Source organism: Rhizobium sp. P2_G2, assembly GCF_056403555.1.
The window spans coordinates 146987-166920 of sequence record NZ_JBFUFF010000003.1; the positions used below are offsets into that span (position 1 = coordinate 146987).

Here is a 19934-nt window from a genome sequence, read left to right on the forward strand (position 1 = left end):
GAGAGTTGAAGAAGGGCGCCGCGAGCGCCCCCTTCTCCCCAGCGGGGAGAAGGGTCCAACGGACGGGTCGAGACGAGTGGCTCGACCCCAAGAAGGGCCGGATGAGGGGGCTTCTCGCCCTCTGAACGTGGATTTTGGCTGGGAGTAAATTCCATGAATTTCGGATTGACCGAAGAACAGCAGATGATCGTCGACACCGTGCGGAGCTTCGTCGAAACGGAGATCTATCCGCTCGAAGACCAGGTGGAAAAGCAGGGTTTCGTGCCGCCGGAAATGGGCCAGGAAATCGCCCGCAAGGTCAAGGAACTCGGCTTCTTCGGCTGCAACATGCCGGAAGATGTCGGCGGCGCCGGCCTCGATCACCTAACGTTTACGCTCGTCGAGCGCGAACTCGGCCGCGGCTCGATGGCACTCACCGTCTTCTTCGGCCGCCCCTCCGGCATTCTCATGGGCTGCAACGCCGAGCAGCGCGAACGATACCTGATCCCGGCCACGACGGGCGAAAAATTCGATGCGCTCGCCATGACCGAGCCGGGCGCCGGCTCCGACGTGCGCGGCATGAAATGCTTTGCCCGCCAGGACGGTGACGACTGGGTTGTCAACGGCACCAAGCATTTCATCAGCCATGCGAATATCGCCGACTTCGTCATCGTCTTCATCGCCACCGGCGAGGAGCAGACGCCGAAGGGGCCGAAGAAGCTGATCACCTGTTTCCTCGTCGACCGCGGCACACCCGGCTTCGAAATCCGCGACGGCTACAGTTCCGTCTCGCATCGCGGCTATAAGAACATGATCCTGAATTTCGACGAATGCCGCTTGCCCTCGGCGCAGATCCTCGGCGAAGTCCACAAGGGTTTCGATCTGGCCAATAACTGGCTCTATGGCACGCGCCTGACGGTGGCCGCCAATTGCGTCGGCCGCGCCCGCCGCGTCTTCGACTATTGCGTTCCCTATGCCGCCGAGCGCAAGCAGTTCGGCAAGCCGATCGGCGCCAACCAGGGGGTCTCCTTCAAGCTCGCCGACATGATCACCGAGATCGATGCCGCCGATTTCCTGACGCTATACGGCGCCTGGCTGCTCGACCAGGGTAAGCCGTCGAACCGCGAGATCGCCTCGGCAAAGCTCTACGCGTCGGAAATGCTCGCCCGCGTCACCGACCAGGCAATCCAGATCTATGGCGGCATGGGCTTGATGGACGACCTGCCGCTGGCCCGCTTCTGGCGCGACGCCCGTGTGGAACGCATCTGGGACGGGACGAGCGAAATCCAGCGGCATATCATCAGCCGCGAGCTGCTCAGGCCGTTTGGGGCGTGAGGTTTGCATCTCACGAGTTCACCCCTCACCAAGCGCGCCCAAGCACTCGACCTTTGGTCTCGCGCGGGCTTGCTATCCTCTCCCGCAAGGGGAGAGGCAGGGGTGCCACGAGCAGCCGCAGGTTTTTCCTCTCCCCTTGCGGGAGAGGATACGAAGGCCGGGTGAGCTTGCGAACCCTTGGCCGAAGTTGGTGAGGGGTAATGCCACGCCCACCGGCACATGCTGACTTTATAAATTGAGGCCTTGATGAAAACCCTTTCCCCTAATTCCCTCAACCGCCTGATCCGCCCGAAATCCATCACCGTGGTCGGCGGCAAGGAAGCCGGCCGCGTGGTCGAACAGTGCAAGAAAATGGGCTACCAGGGCGACATCTGGCCGATCCACCCGACCAAGGACGAAGTGCACGGCTACAAGTGCTACCGCTCCGTCGCCGACCTGCCGGCCGCCCCCGATGCTGCCTTCGTCGGCGTCAACCGCAACCTCACCATCGACATCATGCGCGAGCTCCGCGACAAAGGCGCGGGTGGGGCGATCTGCTATGCCTCGGGCTTTTCCGAAGCCGTCAAGGAACTGCCCGACGGCCATGAACTGCAGGCAAAACTGGTCGAGGCTGCGGGCGACATGGCCGTGGTCGGCCCCAATTGCTACGGCTTCATCAACATGCTCGACGGCGCCCTGCTCTGGCCCGACCAACACGGTATGATCCGCACCGAGCGCGGCGTCGCCATCCTGACGCAGAGCTCCAACATTGCCTGCAACATTTCCATGCAGATGCGCGGCCTGCCGCTTGCCTATCTGATGACCGCCGGCAACCAGGCGCAAACCGGCCTTTCGGCACTCGCCGTCGCCGCGCTGGAAGATCCGCGCGTCACCGCCGTCGGCCTGCATATCGAAGGTTTTGACGACCTCGAAACGCTGGAACTGCTGGGCAAACGCGCCCGCGAGCTGAAAAAGCCGGTCGTGGCGCTGAAGATGGGCAAATCCGAAGCCGCCCAGAAAGCCACGGTTTCGCACACTGCCTCGCTCGCCGGCAATGACAAGGTCTCCGCCGCCGTACTCGAACGCCTCGGCATCGGCCGCGTCGCCTCCCTGCCGGAACTGCTGGAAACCCTGAAACTGCTGCATGTCGTCGGCACGCTGCCGACCAACGAGATCTCGTCGATGAGCTGCTCGGGCGGCGAGGCGTCGCTGATCGCCGACTCAGGCGTTGGCCGCAAGGTAAATTTCCGCGACCTGAAGCCGGAACAGCTGCCAGTTCTGCGCGAAACCCTCGGGCAGATGGTCACACTCTCCAACCCGCTCGACTACCACACTTTCGTCTGGGGCAAGGGCGACAAGATCGAAACCGCCGTCTCGACCATGATGGCCGGCGACTATGCGCTCAACATGGTGATCCTCGATTTCCCTCGCCGCGACCGCTGCGACCCGGCCGACTGGATGACCACCGTCAACGCCATCATTGCCGCCCACAAGGCCACCGGCGCCAATGCCGCCGTCGTCGCGTCGATGGGCGAGAACCTGCCGGAAGATGTCGCCTTCACCCTGGTCGAACATGACGTCGTGCCCTTCCTCGGCATCGACGAGGCACTGGCCGCGGTCGAAGTGGCGCATTTCATCCACCAGGCTTGGGCCGGCCCAGCGCCCGCCCCGCTGCTTAACGCTGTGGCCTCCGAAGGCGAAGCCGTAACGCTGACCGAGCATGAATCCAAGCAGGCGCTGAAGCCCTTCGGTCTGCAGGTGCCTGCGGGCAAACTGGTTGCCAGCGCCGAAGACGCCGCCGAGGCGGCTGCCGAGATCGGCTTCCCCGTGGCGCTCAAGGGTTCCGGCGTCGCCCACAAGACTGAGGCCGGTGCGGTAAAGCTCAACCTGAAAACCGAGGCCGAAGTCATCGACGCCGCGAACGCCATGGCCGGCGTTGCCAATGGCTTCCTCGTCGAGAAGATGGCAGCCAAGCCCGTGGCTGAACTGATCGTCGGCGCGTTGCGCGACCCGGTCGCCGGTCCGGTGCTGACCGTCGGCGCCGGCGGCATCCTGGTTGAACTGATGGACGATTCGGCAATCATCACCCTGCCGACGACGAAAGAGGCGATCCGCAAGGCGATCGACGGGCTGAAGATCACCAAGCTGTTGAACGGCTATCGCGGCCAGGCCAAGGGCGACATCGCAGCCCTGGTCGACGCCGTCTCCGCCGCCGCCGATTTTGTTGCGGCCAAGGCTGCCGATATCGAGGAACTGGACATCAATCCGCTGATGGTGTTGCCGGAAGGCGAGGGCGTCGTCGCGGCGGATGCACTGGTGCGGATGAGGAAGTAGCCTGTAAGCGATGTTTGCCTGGGTGTGGTTTCACCCCTCACCAAGCGCGCCCAAGCGCTCGACCTTTGGTCTCGCGCGGGCTTGCTATCCTCTCCCGCAAGGGGAGAGGCAGGGTGCCACAAGCGCCGGCCTCGCCTGGGGCAAGACAGTGCGGCAAGTTTTTCCTCGCCCCTTGCGGGAGAGGATACGAAGGCCGGGTGAGCCTTGCGAACCCTTGGCCGAAGTTGGTGAGGGGTGAATCTCCTCGATTGACATTATGAGAGGAAGCACATCATGACCGACACCCCGATAAAAACCCGCCGCGAGGGCGGCATTCTGGAAGTCACCATCGACCGGCCGAAGGCCAATGCCATCGACCTGATCACCAGCCGCATCATGGGCAAGATTTTTCAGGATTTCCGCGATGACGACACGCTGCGCGTCGCCATCATCACCGGCTCCGGCCCGAAATTCTTCTGCCCCGGCTGGGACCTCAAGGCGGCCGCCGCCGGTGACGCGGTGGATGGCGATTACGGCGTCGGCGGCTTTGGCGGCATGCAGGAACTGCGCGACCTCAACAAGCCGATCATTGCCGCGATCAACGGCATCTGCTGCGGCGGCGGCCTTGAAATCGCGCTTTCGACCGACATGATCCTCGCCGCCGAGCATGCCACGTTCGCGCTACCGGAAATCCGCTCAGGCACGGTGGCGGACGCCGCCTCGATCAAGCTGCCAAAGCGCATTCCCTACCACATCGCCATGGACATGCTGCTCACCGGCCGCTGGCTTGATGCCAACGAGGCCCATCGCTGGGGTTTCGTCAACGAGATCCTGCCCGCCGACAAGCTGATGGAGCGCGCCTGGGAACTCGCCCGCCTGCTCGAAAGCGGTCCGCCGCTGGTCTATGCCGCGATCAAGGAAGTCGTGCGCGAGGCCGAGGGCAACAGGTTCCAGGACACGATGAACAAGATCACCCGCCGCCAGCTCAAGACCGTCGACATCCTCTATGGCAGCGAGGACAATCTCGAAGGCGCCCGCGCCTTTGCCGAGAAGCGCGACCCGGTCTGGAAGGGCAAATAAGCCGTATGGCCACGGCGCTGCCGGCCTCACCCCGGCAGCGTCACGCCGATCTTGCCGAGCTGGATCACCGCCTGCGTGCGGCTATCGACATCGAGCTTCAGCAGGATCGCCGAGACATGCGCCTTGATGGTCGCCTCCGAGACGCCGAGCTCATAAGCGATCTGCTTGTTGAGCAGGCCCTCACCGATCATGCCGAGCACACGGGTCTGCTGCGGCGTCAGCGTCTTTAGCCGGCTAATCAAGCGCTCCATCTCCGGATCGTGCTCACGACCGGCATCGAAACCCGGCGGCACCCAGATGCCGCCCTGGTGGACGGTGTCGATCGCATCGCGGATTTCGTCGATGCCGTTCGATTTCGAAATGAAGGCCGAAGCGCCGAGTTCCAGCGCCCGCCGGATGGTCGGCTGGTCGTCGCTGGCGGAGATGACGGCAACGGGAATGCCGGGATGTTCGGCGCGGATCATCATCAGCGCCGATAGTCCGCTGGCGCCTGGCATGGTCAGGTCGAGCAACATCAGATCGGCATCGGGATGGTCGGCCGCCGCCTGGCGGGCGGCAACGAAATCCCCCGCCTCGATCACCCGCGCGCCATCCTCCATCGATAGCGCCTGCTTCAAGGCCCCGCGAAACAGCGGATGATCATCGGCAATGATGATTGTTGCGGCGCCAGCCATTGTCCCCCCACGGCGCGGCTTGAGCGCCGCATCCATTTCTCCACTTGGATAGAACAGCGCAATCAGGCTGGCTTTTCAAGGAGAAAAGCCGTTCAGAGATTGCAATCCTTCTGGTTTTCACGGCTCATTGCCATGAAATGGCGCATGGCCTTGTCCATCATCGTGAGCGCCCGGTCGAAATCGTCGCTGGATTTGTCTTCCTTAAAGCCCGGCTCGAGACGATCGCCTTGCTTCGGCTCGATGCCGGCCTCCGGCCGTGCCTTCTCCTCGCCGGCATCCGGCCGCATGGCCTGCTTGTCGGTATCGGCCGAGATCGGACCGCAGCGGAAACTGTCGACCTCGTCGCGGCAAAAGGTCATCACGCCGGTGACCGTATCGAGCCGCACGAAGCCGCCTGAGACGGAGATCAGCTGGTAGCGCGCCGTTTCATTGCTCTGGGCGAAGGCAGGAAAGGCGGTGAGGACGAAAAGGGCGGCCAGGAGTTTCGCTTGCATCGGTTTTCCTCCGTTTTGGGGATTTGGCAATGTTGCAGGCCTTCCCGGCGGCGGCAAAAGGGGTTAGGAGGCCAGAAACCGGAGAGACGCACATGGCTACCGTATACAAGATCGTTTCCGCCGATTTATGGCGGGCGGCCGAAAAAGCCGGCCTGTTCACCGGCGCCGGCATCGATATCCAGGATGGCTACATCCATCTCTCCACCGCCGCCCAGGCCAAACGCACCGCCGAACTCTATTTCCAGGGCCAGCAGGGCCTGCTGCTGGTGGCCGCCGACGGCGCCGAGCTGGGCGATGCACTGAAATACGAGCCCTCGCGCGGCGGCGACCTCTTCCCGCATCTCTATGGCCACCTGCCGTTCACGGCCGTGCTCTGGGCCAAGCCGCTGCCGCTCGACGCCGACGGCAACCATGTCTTCCCGGAGATGCCGGAATGAAGGATGCATTCTGGCCCCTCATCCGCGCCGGCCTGTTCCGCATCGATCCGGAGACGGCGCATGGCATGTCGATTGCCGGCCTGAAGAGCCCGCTTGCCCCCGCTTGCGCATTGCCTGCCGACCCGCGWCTGAAAGTGGAACTCGCCGGACTCAGCTTTGGCAATCCGCTCGGCCTCGCCGCCGGCTACGACAAGAATGCCGACGTGCCGATGGCGATGCTGAAGCTCGGCTTCGGCTTCACCGAAATCGGCACCGTCACGCCAAAGCCTCAGGCTGGCAATCCCAAGCCCCGGCTCTTTCGGCTTGTCGCCGACGAAGGCGTGATCAACCGGTTCGGCTTCAACAACGAGGGCCACCAGGCCGCTCTCACCCGCCTGCAAGGCTTGCCGTCCTCAGCCCTGATCGGCGTCAATATCGGCGCCAACAAGGATGCCGCCGACCGCATCGCCGACTATGTCGCCGGTATCAGGACGTTTTATTCGGTGGCGCGCTATTTCACCGCCAACATCTCCTCGCCCAACACGCCCGGCCTGCGCGACCTGCAGGCGCGCGAAAGCCTCAAAGCGCTGCTCGACGCCGTGCTTTCCGCGCGGGACGAGGAAGCCCGAAAGGCTGGTCGGATGGTGCCGGTTTTCCTGAAAATCGCTCCCGATCTGAGCGAAGAAGGCCTCGACGACGTCGCCGCCGAAGTCCTGGCAAGCAGGCTCGAYGGCCTGATCGTCTCCAATACCACGCTATCGCGCGATGGCCTGAGGGACCAGACCACGGCGAAAGAAGCAGGCGGCCTTTCCGGCAAGCCGCTGTTCGACAAGGCCACGACAGTGCTGGCAAAAATGCGCAAACACCTCGGCCCCGCCTTCCCGCTCATCGGCGTCGGCGGCATTCACTCACCGGAAATGGCGGCAGAGAAAATCCGCGCCGGGGCCGACTTGATCCAGCTCTATTCGGCCATGGTTTATGAAGGTCCCGGCCTGCCCGCCCGCATCATCAAGGGTCTGTCCGCACTCTGCGATCGGGAGAAACTGGCGTCGATCCGCAGTATAAGGGACACTCGGCTGAATTATTGGGCCGACAGGAAAATCTGATCCCTGAGCTTCGGCAGTGCCAGCGCCAATGTGATGCCGCGTAGCAGCAGAAAAATATTGAGCGACAGCCATAGCCCGTGATCGCCGGCGATCGGCACCAGCACCAGCAAGGCAATGATATAGCCGACGAAAGCCATCAGCATGCGGTTGCGCATCGCATGCGACCAGGTGGCGCCGATGAAGACGCCGTCCATCAGGAAGGCGGGACAGCCGGTGAGCGCCGTCACCGCCGCCCAGGGCAGGTGCGCATAGGCGATCGCGCGAACCGGCTCCGACGTCGTCAGGAAATCGATCACCGGTCCGCCGACCGCCATGACCAGCAACCCCGTCAATGTCGCCAGCCCCAGCGACCACCACCAGGTGAGTTTCAGGCCGCGGTCGAAGGCCGGGCGGAAGCGCGCACCGATCGAACGGCCGATAATCGTCTCGGCGGCATTGGCCAACCCGTCGAGCCAGTAGCCGGAGATCATGAAGAAATTCATCAGCACTGCATTGGCCGCCAGCGTCACCGGGCCGAGGCCAGCACCGGCGCGCGTCAGCAGCAGGAAGGCCGCCAGGAGCAGGAACGAGCGCACCATGATATCGCTGTTGAGCGAAAACAGGCTCAGCAATTTGTCGCGGTCGAACAGGCCGGCAATCAGCCACGGATTGCGCCGCCGGAAGCCGGCGAGGATGATGGCGATGCCAACAAGCGCACCCATCGTCTCGCCGGTGATCGTCGCCAGCGCGATGCCGGAAATACCCCAGCCGAGCGTCAGGCCAAGGACGATGCAGAGCACGATGTTGATGCCGTTGATCAGCGCCTGTAGCAGCAGCCCGATGCGCGAGCGGCCGCAACCGAGCAAGTAGCCGAGGATCGCGTAATTGGCGAGCGCCGCCGGCCCCGACAGGATGCGGATCGAAAACCAGCGGCTCGTCGCAGCCGCTGCACCCGCATCCGGCGATATAATCCAGAGGCCGATTTTGAGCAGCAGCGGCCCGAGGATGACAATGGCAATGCCGAGCGCGACAGCCAGGATCAGCGCCCGCCAGAACACTGCCTCCTGTTCGTCCCACTCGCCCCTGCCCCAAGCCTGCGCGACCAGTGCCGTGGTCGAGGCGCGCAGGAAATTCAGCGATGCGAAGATCAGGTCGAACAGCACCGCGCCGATCGCTAGGCCCGCCAGCACATTGGGATCGCCGAGCCGTCCGGCGACGGCCGTCGAGGTGAAACCCAGGAGCGGAATGGTGAGGAAACCGAAGGTCATCGGCAGCGCCAGGCCGAGCACCATGCGATGCGTGACCTCGAAGGCACCTGACGATCCCAACTTCTGCTCCATCAGGCCCTCACAGGAACATCGGCGGCATGCCGGCCGCCGTCGGCGGCTGCGTAACCCGGCAGAGCACCATGGCCCAGTAGGGAATATTGCCGGTACCGGGATTGCGCGCCTCGACCACGCCGACCGAGTCATAGCGGCCGAGCATGTTTTCGAGATGATGCGGCGAATGTTCCCAGGCCGACACCGCCTCCTCGATCGACTGCTGGCCGGCCGCGATATTTTCCGCCGCCGGCATCGGCACGTCCTGGCGTTTCATCCGGGCGAAGAAGCTTTTGTCGGGGCCGATGAAATGGCTCATCTTGCCATAGCTCGACATGCGCACCGCCTGGTCCTCAGCCGCCGCAACCACCACCTTGGCCACCTTCAGCGGCGGCAGCCTGTGCCGGGCGCGGATCGCATTGACCAATGGCAAAGCCGCGGCGCTGACATCGGCCGTCGCGCTATCCTCGGCGGGTGCCGCCGGCGCAAGCACGGACGTCGTGCTGCAGGCCGAAAGCAGGATCAGGCCGGCAGAGGAAGCAAACCCGGTCAGAATCCGACGCCGGGAGAGAGATGGAGAGTTCAAGACTTACGCCAGTTCAGAATACGAGAGATGATAAAAAGCGGAATGACGATCACTGCTCCCAGCAGCAGATAATCGCCGACCTTGCCGAGCGCGGCAAAGCCGTTGCGCCAGAGATCGAAAAACACGTGCCGTATCCAATAGAGGATATTGCCCGGATAGATGCCGAACGTGCTCATGACGAAGCCGACAACAACGCAGAGGATAATCAGCTTGACGACTGTCCGCATGGGCGTATCACCCAGAATACGGTTGAAACCGTCTGCCATGCCTGTCTCCACCTTTGATTCGGAATGAATCGCTTGACCGCCACTCGCGGCCAAAATTAGACAAACTCTGTTTCAAAGCAAAGAAAAAGCCATGGCCCCTGCCGGAAAACGCAATCTCACCTCAGGCGACCTCGTCGCCGACCGCCGCGCCGACTATGCCTCCATGCTCGCCGAGGGCGGCGACCCCACCGCTGCCGCCGAGCTGATGGAGCAGGCGCTGGAGCTCGCACCAGGCTGGGCCGCCGGCTGGTTCCGGCTCGGCGAATACCGCGAAAAGGCCGGCGCAACAGGTGCTGCCGACGCCTATCGGCGCGCGCTGGAACTCGCACCCGACGATATTTTCKGCGCCAGCTTGAAGCTCGCTTTGCTCGACGGCGCAGACGGCCCCCATCTGCCGCCAAGCCGCTATGTCGAGGGCCTGTTCGACGACTATGCCGACCGCTTTGACGCAGCCCTGGTCGAGCGGCTGGGCTACAGCGTCCCCGGCAAATTGATGCGGCTGATCGAAGCCCACCGGTCGCCGCGCTACGGCCACGTGGTCGACCTCGGCTGCGGTACCGGCCTGTTCGGCGCGGAAATCCACGGGCGATGCACGGCGCTGGAAGGCTATGACCTCTCGGAAAAGATGCTGGCGAAGGCCGAGAGCAAAGGTCTCTACGATCACCTCGCCAAGGCCGACCTGTCGCTCCAATCCGAAACCTCCGGCCTGTTCGCCGGCCGCCCCCACCACCGCGCCGACCTGATCGCCGCCGCCGATGTGATGATGTATCTCGGCAATCTCGACGCCGCCTTTGCCAATGTGGCTGCGCTGATGAAGCCGGATGGGGTTTTTGTATTTTCGGTGGAGAAAGCTTTGGCCGATGAGGGCTTCGAACTCAGGCAATCTCTCCGCTATGCGCATTCTGCCGGCCATGTCGAGAAGATGCTGGCTGGGCATGGGATGCAAACGTTCGCAAGTGAGGAAACTATCATCCGCATGGATGCGGGTGAGCCGATTATCGGTCTGCTCTTCCTGGCCAACGCGATGTAATTGCCCCTCACCCTAACCCTCTCCCCGTAAACGGGGCGAGGGAATCCGCTCCGAGTTTGCCTTACTGTGAGTGTCTGCAGACGCTTGCGAGGGACAAAAACAGCGCCGCGCGTCCCTTCTCCCCGTCCCTACGGGGAGAAGATGCCGGCAGGCAGATGAGGGGCATGGCACGACAGACGACATCGGCGATGCCTCCTCTACACCGACGTGCCCGCCCCCCGCACGATGTGATTTGACGGCTGACCGTAGGGCGCATATCTTACGGGCAGCAATGCTTTTCGCCTGACATTCAACGCCAAGGGGAGGATGATGTCATGGGAAACAGCAGGCAGTACCGTGAAAGTCCTTCCCAATATCCTCGTCCATTCCTGTGCAAAAATCCGACGCAGAGATTTCCCTCATCCGAGATGATCCGGCAATGACGGAAGAGACCTTCAACCAGGCTGCCTGGCTGGCGCGCATCGGCTATCGCGGCACACTGACGCCGACGCTCGACACACTCAACGCCCTGATCGCCGCCCATTCGTCGGCGATCGCCTATGAAAGCATCGACATCCTGCTCGACCGCCCACCGCGGCTGGACGTCGCCTCGCTGCAGGCAAAGATGATCGGCGGCGGGCGCGGCGGCTATTGTTTTGAACAGAATATGCTGTTCCGTGCCGGGCTGCGCTCGCTGGGCTACGACATCACCAGCCTGCAGGCGCGTGTCGTGCGCGGCCTGGACATCGACGCGCCGCGGCCGATGCTGCACATGGTGCTGCAGGTCAATCTGCCGGAAGGTCCCTATCTCGCCGATGTCGGCTTCGGCAACCTTGCCCCCACGGCCGCCTTGCGGATGGAAGCAGACATCACGCAGCCGACGCCGCACGAGCCGATGCGCTTCATCGCCATGGGAGAAGAACTCGTCCTGCAATCATGGCTCGGCGACCATTGGGAACATATCTACCGCGTCGTGCGCCTGCCCCGCGTCGATGCCGAATACGAGATCTGCAACTGGTTTACCGGCACGCACCCTGAGAGCCCCTATCGCGCCAACATCATCGCGGCCCTGCCCGGCAGGGATGCAACGCGGCTGACCCTGTTCAACAGGCGCCTCAAGACGCGCAAAGCCTCAGGCGAGTCGGAACTCAGAATGCTGACGGATGATGCCGAGTTTTCCAATGTCCTGACCAGCCTCTTCGGGCTGCGGATGACGGAGGACGACGTCCGTCAGGCACTCAACAATATGCGGGAGAGGGCAGCAGCGGGGCCGCCCCACCCCTTCTTCGCCTGACCGTCAGGCCGCCTTGGCCGGCTTGTCGATCGGATGCGGGGCACGGAAGCCGACCGCTAGCCGGTTCCACACATTGATCGCGCCGATCGCCACCGTGATGTTGGTCATCTCGTTTTCGCTGAAATGCTTCTTCAGTTCTTCGAAGGCCGCGTCCGGCACGCCGGTCTGGGCGATATTGGTGACGGCGTCGACCCAGCCGAGCAGCGCCCGCTCCTTGTCGTCGTAGACAGGCGATTCCCGCCAGACCGACATCAGGTTGATCCATTGTTCCGACAGGCCGTCATGGCGCGATTCCTTGACATGCATGTCGACGCAATAGGCGCAGCCATTGATGATCGAGGCGCGCAGCTTGATCAGGTGGATGAAGCGGCGTTCGAGGCCGGACTCCTGGACATATTGTTCGAGTGCCGAGACGGCCTTGTAGGCATCGGGGGAGGCCTTGGCGAAATTGAAACGCGGATGCATGATCTTTTCCTCTTCTTGGGTCAGGTTGATCTTCGTTCGTGAAGCTCGAGAAAGGCGCAGCCTCTTGTGGCAATCGCGCCCGTCGTGTCGTGTGCGGCCACCTCGCCGAGGACTTCGGCAATGGTGACGCGGTCGAGTTCGGCGCGATAGGCGCGCTCCGCCTTGAGCATGGCGGCATTGATCTCGCAGGGTCGCACAGGCTTTTCCGGCAACGGGTTCGGTCCCCGCTGGCGGATTTCGGCGCAGCGGAAGGCCGGTTCACGACCTTCGACGGCCAGCACGACATCGAGCAGAGTGATCTTTTCCGCTGTCTTGGCGAGCCGGTAGCCGCCCTTCGGTCCCGGCACCGTTTCAAGGATGCCCGCACCCGACAACGCCTGCAAATGCTTGAGCAGATAGCTCGGCGAAACCCCATGAAACTCGGCCAGCGCCGCTGCCGCGAGCACGCCACCGGGCGTCAGCCCTGCCAGCATCGCCACACTGTGGATCGCCTGTTCGACGCCGTCACTGAGTTTCATCGACCCGCTCCTTAATCATGGATAATTTATGTCCATGATTATCCCATCCGTCAAGCGGCTTTCTGCAGCTATTGCCAAGCCGCTCGAAACGTCTATCTTCGTCCTGAACGAAAGAGGAACGATCATGGACGCAAAAACGGAGAGGAGCACGGCAGTCACCCTGCCGCCGCCGTTTTCGACCTGGTTCGCCTCCAAGGGTTGGAAGCCGCGCGAACATCAGCTCGGGCTGCTCGAAAAGACCGCCGGCGGCCAATCGGCACTGCTGATCGCGCCCACCGGTGCCGGCAAGACCCTGGCCGGCTTCCTGCCGTCGCTGATCGACCTCAATGCCCGCGGCAAGAAAAGGCCGGGCACCGCCTTCCAGGGCATCCATACACTCTACATCTCGCCGCTGAAGGCGTTGGCCGTCGACATCGAGCGCAATCTTGAGCGTCCGGTGACGGAGATGGGCTTGCCGGTCGAGATAGAGACCCGCACCGGCGACACGTCGCAGCACAAGCGCACCCGCCAGCGCCTCAATCCGCCCGAGATATTGCTGACCACGCCGGAACAGGTGGCGCTGCTGATCTCGTCGAAGGAGGCGGAACGTTTCTTCAGGGACCTGAAATTCGTCATCTTCGACGAGCTGCATTCGCTGGTAACGTCGAAGCGCGGGCATATGCTGGCGCTCGGGCTGGCGCGGCTTCGCAAGCTGTCGCCGGGCCTCAGGACGATCGGCCTCTCCGCCACCGTTGCCGATCCCGACGATCTGCGCCGCTGGCTGGTGCCGCAGATGCCGGGCGAGGATAATCTTTCGGCCCTCGTCACCGTCCATGGCGGCGCCCGGCCGATCATCACGATTCTCGGCACGGAGGAGCGCATTCCCTGGCAGGGCCATTCGGCGCGTTATGCCATGGGCGAGGTCTACGAGGCGATCAAGGAGCACCGGACGACGATCCTCTTCGTCAACACCCGCTCGCAGGCCGAGCTGCTGTTCCAGGAACTCTGGCGCATCAACGACGACAGCCTGCCGATTGCGCTGCATCACGGCTCGCTCGACGTCGGCCAGCGCCGCCGTGTGGAAACCGCCATGGCCGACAATCGCCTGCGCGCCGTCGTCGCGACCTCCACCCTCGATCTCGGCCTCGACTGGGGCGATGTCGACCTCGTCATCCATGTCGGCGCGCCAAAGGGCGCCTCGCGGCTTGCCCAGCGTATCGGCCGCTCCAACCACCGCATGGACGAGCCGAGCCGCGCCATCCTCGTGCCCGCCAATCGCTTCGAAGTGATGGAATGCCAGGCTGCGCTGGACGCCAACTATCTCGGCGCCCAGGACACGCCGCCGGTCGGCCAGGGCGCGCTCGACGTGCTCTGCCAGCACATTATGGGCCTCGCCTGCGCCGACCCGTTCGATGCGCTGCAAGTCTATGACGAGATCACCACCGCCTCGCCCTATGCCGACCTCTCCTGGGAGACATTTGAGCGGGCGCTCGATTTCGTCGCCACCGGCGGATATGCGCTGAAAAGTTATGAGCGCTATGCCAAGATCCGCAAGACCAAGGATGGCCTCTGGCGCGTCTCCAATCCCGCCTTCGCCCAGCAATATCGCCTCAATGTCGGCACGATCGTTGAATCGCCGGTGCTCAATGTCCGGCTGGTGAAATCCGGCCGCGGCACGGCGGGTCGTGGTGGGCCGGTGCTCGGCCAGGTCGAGGAATATTTCCTCGAAACCATGTCGCAGGGCGACACATTCATGTTCGGCGGCAGGGTGCTGCGCTTCGAAGGCATTCGCGAGAACGAATGCCTTGCCTCGGAAGCCCGCTCCGCCGATCCGCGCATTCCCGCCTATGCCGGTGGCAAGTTTCCGCTTTCGACCTATCTCGCCGACGGCGTGCGCGCCATGATCGCCGATCCGGAAAAGCGCCGCGAACTGCCCGACCAGGTGCGCGACTGGCTGGCGATCCAGGCGGAGAAATCCGTGCTGCCGAAACGCGACGAACTCCTGATCGAGACTTTTCCACGCGGAAACCGCTTCTATATGGTCGCCTATCCCTTCGAGGGGCGGCTGGCGCACCAGACGCTCGGCATGCTCCTGACCCGCCGGATGGATCGCGTGGGGCTGAAGCCGCTGGGCTTCGTCGCCACTGACTATTCGCTCGCCGTCTGGGCGCTGGAGGATATTGGCGCCTTCTTCTCGACGAAAAAGACATCCGTGTCCGAACTCTTCGATGAGGATATGCTGGGTGACGACCTCGAAGCCTGGCTCAACGAAACCTGGCTATTGAAACGCACCTTCCGCACCTGCGCCGTCATCGCCGGCCTGATCGAACGCCGCCATCCCGGCAAGGAAAAGACCGGCCGCCAGGTCACGGTGTCCGCCGACCTGATCTATGACGTGCTGCGGGCGCATGAGCCGGACCACATCCTGCTGGAGGCGACGCGGCAGGATGCCGCAAAGGGACTTTTGGATATCCAGCGACTTGGCGATATGCTGGCACGAATCAAGGGGCACATCAAACTGATGCGCCTCGACCAGATTTCGCCGCTCGCCATACCGATCATGCTGGAAATCGGCAAGGAATCGGTGGCCGGCGCCGCGGATGAGGCACTGCTGGTGGAAGCGGCGGATGATTTGATACAGGATGCGATGAGTTGAACAATGTGATTGGTTTCGGCGCGGAGCTACCCCCCTCTGCCCTGCCGGGCATCTCCCCCTCAAGGGGGGAGATTGACTCGTGGCGACCTCTCGCCCCAGCCTCGACATCTAAAATCTGGCAAGCAGTGTGCCCCCAGCCAATCTCCCCCCTTGAGGGGGAGATGTCCGGCAGGACAGAGGGGGGTATCGCCGAATGAACCGCCTCGCAAGAAGCGCCATCCAAGCGTACGACCTCACCACCCCCGCCTGTGAATCCACCCTCGCCGGCCAAACCCTCCTCCTCGACCCCGCCGGCGCCATGTTCCTGCCCGAACACGGCCTGCTCTGCATCTCCGACCTGCATCTCGAAAAGGGCGCCGCCTTCGCCCGCCGCGGCCAGCTGCTACCGCCCTGGGACACGCTCGCCACCCTGCGCATCCTCGAAAGCGTCATTGCCCGCCACAATCCGAAAATCGTCGTCTCGCTCGGCGACAATTTCCATGACCGGACCGGCTCCGTTCATATGCCGGTGGAATTCCGCCTGATGATCAACACCATGGCGCGCGGCCGAGAATGGATCTGGATCAACGGCAACCACGACCCCGATGGCGTCACCGATCTTGCCGGCACCTCCGCCGATACACTCGATTATGCCGGCCTGCATTTCCGCCACGAACCGCAGAAGGCGCCGCAGGCGGGCGAGATTGCCGGCCACCTRCATCCGGCCGCCACACTCTGGCGCAAGGAGCGCGCCGTGCGCCGCCCCTGCTTCGCCATCGACGGCCGGCGGCTGATCATGCCGTCCTTCGGCGTCATGACCGGCGGGCTCGACATCGACAACCGCGCCTTTGCCGGCCTGTTCGAAAAGGAGCGGCTAACGGCGCATATGCTGAGCCAGGGCCGCATCCACTCCTTCGCCTATCACATGCTGCGCGGCTGACCGCAATCAGTCCTTGCGGAACATCAGGCTGGCGCCCCAGCCGGTCATCACGGCCAGCAGCACGGCAAAGAATCCATAGAACAGCGGCCGCTGCTTGGCGGCAAAGGTGATGCTTTCCTCGAGCCCGGTCTTCACCACCTCAAGCGTCATCTGCTTCTCGGCGACGAAAACACCTTTGCGGAACAGCACGGCTCGGATCGTATGCGTGCCGTTGGGAATATCGGCCGGGATGTGAATATTGGCCTGGAACAGCGACGACGAGATGAAGGTCACGCCGCCCGGATTGCTCTGGTAGAGTTTCGATCGCTGCTTCAGCGCCATGAAGGCGTCGCGATACTCATCGATATCAGAGGCGCGTCCGGAAAACGTCGAGGGCACGATCTTCACCCGCGGGAAACCCACGCTGAATGTAAAGAGTTCCGCCGGTTTGGCGATCAGGTCGATCGCCCTGGTCGAGGCCATGGAAAACGATTCCGGCATATATTCGAAGGTGACCGAGTGCCGATTGATCCAGACGCCGGCGACACGCTCCTTCTTGCGTATGGTGATGAAATCACGCGGCCCTTCCAGCGACACGACGATGTCGTAACCACCATTCTTCAGCAACTCCGGATCGGCATTGTCGACCGCGCCGAACACTGTCACATCGGTGCCGGCAAAATCCGGGGCGATGGCGATCTCTTTTGAACTGACGCCGATATTGACCGCTTCCGGCTGCAGTGACCGGTCGACATCCGTCTGCGCCAGAACCGGCGCCGCGGAGAGGATCAGCAATGCTGCCACAAGCCATTTCATCGACCGGACCCGGCATGTGCGAGCGAATAGAGATTGCCCGGCGGCACGAACAGATCGATTGCCAGCCGCAGGCCGACAGCCAGGATCAGCATCGCCAGCAGCGCACGCAGCTGCTCGGCTTTCAGCCGTTGACCGACCCGCACGCCATATTGCGCCGCAACAACGCCCGACAGCATCAGGATGAAGGCCAGCACGATATCGACCGAATGGTTGGTGACCGCCTGGATGATGGTCGAATAGGTCGAGACGAAGATGATCTGAAACAGCGACGTGCCGACCACGACGCTGGCCGGAATGCGCAGCAGATAGATCATCGCCGGCACCATGATGAAGCCGCCGCCGACGCCCATGATCGAGGTCAATATGCCGACGCCGAGCCCGAGCCCGATCACGGGGATCACCGAGAGGTAAATCTTCGATTTCTTGAACCGCATCTTCAGCGGCAGCTTGTGCACCCAATTGTGCGGATTGCGCTGCACCACCGGCGCTTCGTTGCGGCGCGCCCGGCGGATGGCGTTGACGCTTTCCCACATCATCATCGCGCCGACAGTGGTCAGCAGGATGACGTAAAGCAGCGAAATCACCAGGTCGAGCTGGCCGAGCACCCGGAGCACGCCATAGATCCAGACGCCGATCGTCGCGCCGACGAGGCCGCCGGCCAGCAGAACCGAGCCGAGTTTCAGGTCGATCGTGCCGCGCCGGAAATGCGTGATCGCGCCCGAAATCGACGAGGCTATAACCTGGTTGGCGCCCGTCGCCACCGCGATCGCCGGCGGCACGTTATAGAAAATCAAAAGCGGCGTGATCAGAAAGCCGCCGCCGACGCCGAACATACCCGACAGGAAACCGACGGCCGCACCCATGCCGAGGATGATGAAGATATTCACCGACAGCTCGGCGATAGGCAGGTATATCGTCACGCCATTTCCTCGGAGACAAATAGAAATTCGACAGGCCGGATATTTTCAGGCCTGTTACGAGTGTCTTACGTCGAATTTAAGATATCCTTGCGCTGCCCAATTGTGGCTGTCAACTGCAGTGCAGCAATGTTTCGATATTTAATTAATTATGAATTTCGCTGGTTAATCCATGGGTTAAGTAGAGATTTAAATCGTCCTCGCGGATCGCGGCCACCCCTCTGCCCTACCGGGCATCTCCCCCTCAAGGGGGGAGATTGGGTGGGGGCACCCTCTCGCCCCCATCTATCGTTATATCCCGGAATTCGGCGTTTGTTGCTGGTCAAGCGCGTGCCCCTAGCCGATCTCCCCCCTTGAGGGGGAGATGTCCGGCAGGACAGAGGGGGGTGTTTCGATCTCCAAACCGACCCTCACCCTCTCCACCTTCTCAATCCACTCTCCACCCATATGGTACGCTCTCAACGCATCCACGGCATCCTCGCCGTCCAGCCGCGAACAGATGCGATAAGCCTCCAGCACATCTTCACTCATCTCGCCAGCCCTGAAGAAATACATCGCCGCCGCATAGCGCGCCCGGCCGGACCATGCCTTGCCGGTAGGCGAGAGAATCAGCCGCCAGTTCTCGCGCGCTTCGTCATCCATCACATCAGTCCGGGCGGATTGGCGCCGCGCCGGTCGAGCCTCAGGAACGGCCGCGGCACGATCTTCACCGGCTTCATCAGTTTCTGGTAGTTGAGCTCGCGCAGCGCATAGATCTCCACCCAGAGATCGCCCAAAATCTTCTCGCCATGGGGCCGCGCCAGGCTGGCAATGGCGATGTTCTTCTTGAGGATCGGCGACCAGGCCGAGGCAGTGATGATGCCCACTTCGCGCCTCTTGCGATGATAGATCAGCGATAGCGGCCCGGCGACATTGCCCTCGACCTCCAGGCCGACGAGAATATGCCGGAGCGTCTTCTTTTCGCGCGCCTTGACGATCGCATTGCGACCGTTGAAATTCGGCTTCTCCAGATCGACCAGCCAGTCGAGCCCGATCTCGTCTGGCAAACGAAGCCTGTCTTCGCGCAAAGCCGTCTCCGAGGTGACGAAATCGGCATTGGCGACGATGAAACCGGCTTCGACACGGGCATGGTTGAGCGCCGCATAGCCGATGGCGCGCAGTCGGTTCTTTTCGCCCACCGCCATCAGCCGGTCCCAGAGACTGAGCGCCTGCTGGCGCGGACAGAACAATTCGTAGCCGAGATCGCCGGTAAAGCCGGTGCGGGAGATGACGACGCTGCCGCCCTCGTGCGGGAAACTGGCGAGATGGAACGGTTTCAGGTTCTCGACGCCATCAAAACCGGCATCGCGCAGCACCACATACGAGACCGGCCCCTGCAGCGCCAGGCCGGCAATGTCCGTGCTTTCGTCGCGGATCGTCACGTCAAAACCCTCGGCACTGTCGAGCAGCCAGGGCAGATGCCGTTCCTGCGAGCAAAGGCGGAATTCCTGGCTGCCGAGGCGGAAGAGCGTGCCGTCATCCAGCACATAACCTTGGTCGTCGCACCAGCAGGTATAGTGGACGCGGCCGACGCCGAGCTTGCGCACATCGCGCACTGTCAGCCGGTTGCAGAAAGCCTCGGCATCCGGCCCGCTGATCCGGTATTTGGTCATCGGTGAGATATCGAACAAAGCCGCCGTCGAGCGGATGGCAAAATATTCGAGCTCCTCGTCAGCGAGCGTGTGCGGCGCCTTGTAGCCCGACCAGCCATACCAGTCATTGTTGATGTTGAGTGCCGCGAGCCGCGCATGAAACGGGCTTTCTTCCAGCGGCAGCAGCACATGGCCGGCCTGCATGGCACGGACATTGCGGGAGAG

At 62.8% G+C, this 19934-nt stretch carries 20 protein-coding genes; 9 read left to right on the top strand and 11 right to left on the bottom strand.

Annotated features, from left to right (window positions below; all coding sequences use genetic code 11):
• The first annotated feature begins 153 nt into the window (after window positions 1-153).
• From AC1D06_RS04335 to AC1D06_RS04345, 3 genes are all read left to right on the top strand, one after another.
• Window positions 154-1314: an acyl-CoA dehydrogenase family protein gene (locus tag AC1D06_RS04335; RefSeq protein ID WP_477883398.1), complete on the top strand. Its 1161-nt coding sequence runs from the start codon at window positions 154-156 to the stop codon at window positions 1312-1314.
• Window positions 1315-1560: 246 nt separating this feature from the next.
• A complete protein-coding gene (locus tag AC1D06_RS04340) occupies window positions 1561-3627 on the top strand; it encodes an acetate--CoA ligase family protein (protein ID WP_477985251.1) in 2067 nt (688 codons plus the stop codon).
• Window positions 3628-3900: 273 nt separating this feature from the next.
• Window positions 3901-4686, top strand: coding sequence for a carnitinyl-CoA dehydratase (locus AC1D06_RS04345; protein WP_477985253.1), 786 nt, complete (start codon window positions 3901-3903; stop codon window positions 4684-4686).
• 26 nt (window positions 4687-4712) lie between these two features.
• Here AC1D06_RS04345 and AC1D06_RS04350 read toward each other — a convergent pair whose 3' ends face one another.
• Window positions 4713-5360: a response regulator gene (locus AC1D06_RS04350; RefSeq protein WP_477985255.1), complete on the bottom strand. Its 648-nt coding sequence runs from the start codon at window positions 5358-5360 to the stop codon at window positions 4713-4715.
• A gap of 92 nt (window positions 5361-5452) precedes the next feature.
• Window positions 5453-5854: a hypothetical protein gene (locus tag AC1D06_RS04355; protein ID WP_477985257.1), complete on the bottom strand. Its 402-nt coding sequence runs from the start codon at window positions 5852-5854 to the stop codon at window positions 5453-5455.
• A 92-nt stretch (window positions 5855-5946) separates the two neighbouring features.
• Here AC1D06_RS04355 and AC1D06_RS04360 point away from each other — a divergent pair, with 92 nt between their 5' ends.
• Both AC1D06_RS04360 and AC1D06_RS04365 read left to right on the top strand, forming a co-directional pair.
• Window positions 5947-6291 carry a DUF952 domain-containing protein gene (locus tag AC1D06_RS04360; protein ID WP_477985259.1) on the top strand — a complete coding sequence of 115 codons (345 nt, stop codon included), beginning with the start codon at window positions 5947-5949 and terminating at the stop codon, window positions 6289-6291.
• Window positions 6288-7376, top strand: coding sequence for a quinone-dependent dihydroorotate dehydrogenase (locus tag AC1D06_RS04365; protein ID WP_477985261.1), 1089 nt, complete (start codon window positions 6288-6290; stop codon window positions 7374-7376). Before AC1D06_RS04360 ends, AC1D06_RS04365 begins: the two co-directional genes overlap by 4 nt.
• On the opposite strand, the gene AC1D06_RS04370 is transcribed toward AC1D06_RS04365, so the two are convergent.
• From AC1D06_RS04370 to AC1D06_RS04380, 3 genes are read right to left on the bottom strand one after another with little or no spacing between them, the layout of a single operon-like run.
• Entirely contained in the window at window positions 7352-8695 is a 1344-nt protein-coding gene (locus tag AC1D06_RS04370; RefSeq protein ID WP_477985263.1) for an MATE family efflux transporter, read from the bottom strand. The genes AC1D06_RS04365 and AC1D06_RS04370 overlap by 25 nt on opposite strands.
• A gap of 7 nt (window positions 8696-8702) precedes the next feature.
• The gene (locus AC1D06_RS04375) at window positions 8703-9260 is read right to left on the bottom strand and encodes a CAP domain-containing protein (RefSeq protein ID WP_477985265.1); all 558 of its coding nucleotides are present in this window, start codon (window positions 9258-9260) and stop codon (window positions 8703-8705) included.
• The gene (locus AC1D06_RS04380) at window positions 9257-9526 is read right to left on the bottom strand and encodes a DUF6460 domain-containing protein (protein ID WP_477883382.1); all 270 of its coding nucleotides are present in this window, start codon (window positions 9524-9526) and stop codon (window positions 9257-9259) included. Before AC1D06_RS04380 ends, AC1D06_RS04375 begins: the two co-directional genes overlap by 4 nt.
• Window positions 9527-9617: 91 nt before the next feature.
• Between AC1D06_RS04380 and AC1D06_RS04385 the strand changes: the two genes are divergently transcribed.
• Both AC1D06_RS04385 and AC1D06_RS04390 read left to right on the top strand, forming a co-directional pair.
• Window positions 9618-10556, top strand: a complete 939-nt coding sequence (locus tag AC1D06_RS04385; RefSeq protein WP_477985267.1) for a class I SAM-dependent DNA methyltransferase — start codon at window positions 9618-9620, stop codon at window positions 10554-10556.
• A gap of 418 nt (window positions 10557-10974) precedes the next feature.
• Entirely contained in the window at window positions 10975-11829 is an 855-nt protein-coding gene (locus tag AC1D06_RS04390) for an arylamine N-acetyltransferase family protein (RefSeq protein ID WP_477985269.1), read from the top strand.
• Between the two features lie 3 nt (window positions 11830-11832).
• On the opposite strand, the gene AC1D06_RS04395 is transcribed toward AC1D06_RS04390, so the two are convergent.
• Entirely contained in the window at window positions 11833-12294 is a 462-nt protein-coding gene (locus AC1D06_RS04395; protein WP_477985271.1) for a carboxymuconolactone decarboxylase family protein, read from the bottom strand.
• Between the two features lie 20 nt (window positions 12295-12314).
• Entirely contained in the window at window positions 12315-12812 is a 498-nt protein-coding gene (locus AC1D06_RS04400; protein WP_477985273.1) for an RrF2 family transcriptional regulator, read from the bottom strand.
• A 124-nt stretch (window positions 12813-12936) separates the two neighbouring features.
• On the opposite strand from AC1D06_RS04400, the gene AC1D06_RS04405 reads away from it, so the two are divergent.
• Together AC1D06_RS04405 and pdeM are read left to right on the top strand one after the other, a co-directional pair.
• Window positions 12937-15447, top strand: a complete 2511-nt coding sequence (locus AC1D06_RS04405; protein WP_477985362.1) for a ligase-associated DNA damage response DEXH box helicase — start codon at window positions 12937-12939, stop codon at window positions 15445-15447.
• A gap of 193 nt (window positions 15448-15640) precedes the next feature.
• The gene (gene pdeM / locus AC1D06_RS04410) at window positions 15641-16366 is read left to right on the top strand and encodes a ligase-associated DNA damage response endonuclease PdeM (protein WP_477985275.1); all 726 of its coding nucleotides are present in this window, start codon (window positions 15641-15643) and stop codon (window positions 16364-16366) included.
• A 6-nt stretch (window positions 16367-16372) separates the two neighbouring features.
• Here the strand turns inward: pdeM and AC1D06_RS04415 are convergent, their stop codons facing one another.
• From AC1D06_RS04415 to AC1D06_RS04430, 4 genes are all read right to left on the bottom strand, one after another.
• On the bottom strand, window positions 16373-17161 hold the full coding sequence (locus AC1D06_RS04415) for a TIGR02186 family protein (RefSeq protein WP_477883372.1): 789 nt from the start codon (window positions 17159-17161) through the stop codon (window positions 16373-16375).
• Window positions 17158-18081 (bottom strand): sulfite exporter TauE/SafE family protein, encoded by a 924-nt coding sequence (locus AC1D06_RS04420; protein ID WP_477883371.1) that lies wholly within the window; start codon window positions 18079-18081, stop codon window positions 17158-17160. The genes AC1D06_RS04415 and AC1D06_RS04420 overlap by 4 nt, the downstream gene beginning before the upstream one ends.
• Window positions 18082-18414: 333 nt before the next feature.
• The gene (locus AC1D06_RS04425; protein WP_477985277.1) at window positions 18415-18720 is read right to left on the bottom strand and encodes a hypothetical protein; all 306 of its coding nucleotides are present in this window, start codon (window positions 18718-18720) and stop codon (window positions 18415-18417) included.
• Window positions 18720-19913, bottom strand: coding sequence for an aminomethyl transferase family protein (locus AC1D06_RS04430; RefSeq protein WP_477985363.1), 1194 nt, complete (start codon window positions 19911-19913; stop codon window positions 18720-18722). The genes AC1D06_RS04425 and AC1D06_RS04430 overlap by 1 nt, the downstream gene beginning before the upstream one ends.
• Between the last annotated feature and the right edge of the window lie 21 nt (window positions 19914-19934).

Excerpts from the sequence above, each read along its gene's own strand:
- AC1D06_RS04335 (WP_477883398.1), top strand. The coding sequence starts at position 154 with ATGAATTTCGGATTGACCGAAGAACAGCAGATGATCGTCGACACCGTG.
- AC1D06_RS04340 (WP_477985251.1), top strand. The coding sequence starts at position 1,561 with ATGAAAACCCTTTCCCCTAATTCCCTCAACCGCCTGATCCGCCCGAAA.
- AC1D06_RS04345 (WP_477985253.1), top strand. The coding sequence starts at position 3,901 with ATGACCGACACCCCGATAAAAACCCGCCGCGAGGGCGGCATTCTGGAA.
- AC1D06_RS04350 (WP_477985255.1), bottom strand. The coding sequence starts at position 5,360 with ATGGCTGGCGCCGCAACAATCATCATTGCCGATGATCATCCGCTGTTT.
- AC1D06_RS04355 (WP_477985257.1), bottom strand. The coding sequence starts at position 5,854 with ATGCAAGCGAAACTCCTGGCCGCCCTTTTCGTCCTCACCGCCTTTCCT.
- AC1D06_RS04360 (WP_477985259.1), top strand. The coding sequence starts at position 5,947 with ATGGCTACCGTATACAAGATCGTTTCCGCCGATTTATGGCGGGCGGCC.
- AC1D06_RS04370 (WP_477985263.1), bottom strand. The coding sequence starts at position 8,695 with ATGGAGCAGAAGTTGGGATCGTCAGGTGCCTTCGAGGTCACGCATCGC.
- AC1D06_RS04380 (WP_477883382.1), bottom strand. The coding sequence starts at position 9,526 with ATGGCAGACGGTTTCAACCGTATTCTGGGTGATACGCCCATGCGGACA.
- AC1D06_RS04390 (WP_477985269.1), top strand. The coding sequence starts at position 10,975 with ATGACGGAAGAGACCTTCAACCAGGCTGCCTGGCTGGCGCGCATCGGC.
- AC1D06_RS04395 (WP_477985271.1), bottom strand. The coding sequence starts at position 12,294 with ATGCATCCGCGTTTCAATTTCGCCAAGGCCTCCCCCGATGCCTACAAG.
- AC1D06_RS04400 (WP_477985273.1), bottom strand. The coding sequence starts at position 12,812 with ATGAAACTCAGTGACGGCGTCGAACAGGCGATCCACAGTGTGGCGATG.
- AC1D06_RS04405 (WP_477985362.1), top strand. The coding sequence starts at position 12,937 with ATGGACGCAAAAACGGAGAGGAGCACGGCAGTCACCCTGCCGCCGCCG.
- AC1D06_RS04415 (WP_477883372.1), bottom strand. The coding sequence starts at position 17,161 with ATGAAATGGCTTGTGGCAGCATTGCTGATCCTCTCCGCGGCGCCGGTT.
- AC1D06_RS04425 (WP_477985277.1), bottom strand. The coding sequence starts at position 18,720 with ATGGATGACGAAGCGCGCGAGAACTGGCGGCTGATTCTCTCGCCTACC.
- AC1D06_RS04430 (WP_477985363.1), bottom strand. The coding sequence starts at position 19,913 with ATGCAGGCCGGCCATGTGCTGCTGCCGCTGGAAGAAAGCCCGTTTCAT.